Below are 2,269 nucleotides of genomic sequence, written 5' to 3' on the forward strand. Positions count from 1 at the left end.
GCGAAGTAGGGCACGCTTCCCGCGCCGCGGCAGGCGGTCGTGTCAGCCGTTCGGCGTCGGGGGGCGGGTGCGTTCGAGGCGGGTCCAGCCGTGCCAGCCGCGGGATTCGAGGATCTCCAGGAGGCGGTGGGCGCCGGGGGCGGATTCGAGCATGGCGGAGTCGAGGAGGGCGACGAAGCCGTCGTCGAAGGCGTCGAGCGCCAGCTCGCCGGCCGCCTCGGCGCGCAGCCGCATCCGCTCCAGGAGGTCGGCGATCTCGTAGAGCCGGGGATCGTCCGGCGGCCAGTCCAGCGCGCCGCCGCAGAGGCTGTAGAGCTTGCGCATGTCGGGGTCGTCCAACTGCTCGTGCTTCTTGGCGATCACGACGTCGATGAGGTCCGGCACCTCGGCGGCGACCATGATCCAGGCGTCCCGCTCCAGTTCGACGTACCGCTCCTCGACGCCCAGGCCGCGCAGCCGGTCGAGGTAGCCCACCACGCTGTCCGGCAGCGCCAGATGGTCGCCGGCGGCGAGCCGGGCGAGGCGCCTGCGGGCGTCCTGGATCCGCCGGGCCTCCGTCCGCAGCCCCCGGTCGATCTCCGCGACGCCGCGGGCGAACTCCTCCGGCCCCGCGTCCAGCAGCTCCTGCACCCGGGCCAGCGGCACGCCCGCGTCCGCCAGGGTGCGGATGCGGATCAGCCGCACCACCGCGGCCGCGTCGTAGACCCGGTACCCCGACTCGTCCCGCCGCGGCTCGGGCAGCAGCCCGATCCGGTGGTAGTGGCGCACCGCCCGCACCGTCACCCCGGCGTGCGCCGCCAGCCGGCCGATGGTGAGCATGCTCCCCAGCCTGCCTCAGGAGACCTTGCCGCGATAGACGACCATCGCGAAGCCGAACGCCACCACCAGGATGCCGACGCACCAGGCGAGCGCGGTCCAGATGCCGGTGCCCACCGGCGCCTGCGCGAGCAGGTCGCGGATGGCGTTGACGATGGATGTCACCGGCTGGTGGTCGGCGAACCAGCGCACCGGGCCGGGCATGGTGCGGGTCGGCACGAACGCCGAGCTGAGGAAGGGCAGGAAGATCAGCGGGTAGGAGAACGCCCCGCCGCCCTCCGCGGTCTTCGCGGAGAGCCCGGCGATCACCGCGATCCAGGTCAGCGCCAGCGTGAAGAGCAGCAGGATGCCGACCACCGCCAGCCACCCCAGCACCCCGGCCCCGGAGCGGAAGCCGATGGCCAGCGCGACGCCCACCACGACCACCAGCGAGATCAGGTTGGCGGCGAGCGAGGTGAGCACATGCGCCCAGAGCACGGACGAGCGCGCGATCGGCATCGCGTGGAAGCGCTCGAAGATGCCGCTCTGCAGGTCGGTGAAGAGCCGCAGCGCGGTGTAGGCGATGCCCGAGGCGATGGTGACCAGCAGGATGCCGGGCAGCATGTAGTCGACGTAGGACGCCGCGCCGGTGCGGATCGCGCCGCCGAAGACGTAGACGAACATCAGCATCATGGCGATCGGCGTGATCGCGGTGGTGATGATGGTGTCGACGCTGCGGGTGACATGGCGCAGCGTCCGGCCGGTGAGCACGACGGCGTCCGAGACGAAGTGGTTCACGCCCGCTCCTCCCCCTCCGCGGCGCCCGTGCCCGCGTCCTCGTCCTCGCCCGCGCCCGCGCCCTCACCGACGATGGCGAGGAAGACGTCCTCCAGGGACGGCCGCCGCTCGACGTACTCCGTCTTCGCGGGCGGCAGCAGCCGCTGCAGCTCCTCCAGCGTGCCGTCGGCGATGATCCGGCCCTGGTGCAGGATCGCGATCCGGTCCGCCAACTGCTCGGCCTCGTCCAGCAGCTGGGTGGTGAGCAGCACTGTGGTGCCCGAGCCGGCGAGCGCCTTGACGGTGCGCCAGACCTCGATGCGGCCCTGCGGGTCGAGCCCGGTCGTCGGCTCGTCGAGGAAGACCACCGGGGGGTTGCCGATGAGGCTCATCGCGATGTCCAGTCGGCGCCGCATGCCGCCGGAGTAGGTGGCGACCCGCCGTCCGCCCGCCTCGGTGAGCGAGAACCGCTCCAGCAGGCCGTCGGCGATCGCACCGGGGCCGTCCAGGTGCCGCAGCCGGGCCACCAGCACCAGGTTCTCCCGGCCGGTGAGGATCTGGTCGACGGCGGCGAACTGCCCGGTGAGGCTGATCGACTGCCGCACCCGGGCCGGCTGCGCGGCGACGTCGAAGCCGTCGACGCCGACCGTCCCGCCGTCCGCCTTCAGCAGGGTGGCGAGGATCCGCACGGTGGTGG

At 72.9% G+C, this 2,269-nt stretch carries 3 protein-coding genes; all 3 read right to left on the reverse strand.

Features of this window, described 5'->3' with window-relative positions:
* Window positions 1–42 precede the first annotated feature (42 nt).
* Window positions 43–819: a MerR family transcriptional regulator gene (locus tag BIV57_RS23200; RefSeq protein WP_071658823.1), complete on the reverse strand. Its 777-nt coding sequence runs from the start codon at window positions 817–819 to the stop codon at window positions 43–45.
* 15 nt (window positions 820–834) lie between these two features.
* The gene (locus BIV57_RS23205; RefSeq protein ID WP_071658824.1) at window positions 835–1,593 is read right to left on the reverse strand and encodes an ABC transporter permease; all 759 of its coding nucleotides are present in this window, start codon (window positions 1,591–1,593) and stop codon (window positions 835–837) included.
* A partial coding sequence (locus BIV57_RS23210; protein WP_071658825.1) for an ABC transporter ATP-binding protein occupies window positions 1,590–2,269 on the reverse strand: 680 nt, incomplete at its 5' end. The genes BIV57_RS23210 and BIV57_RS23205, both read right to left, overlap by 4 nt.

Source organism: Mangrovactinospora gilvigrisea (assembly GCF_001879105.1).
Classification (GTDB): domain Bacteria; phylum Actinomycetota; class Actinomycetes; order Streptomycetales; family Streptomycetaceae; genus Mangrovactinospora; species Mangrovactinospora gilvigrisea.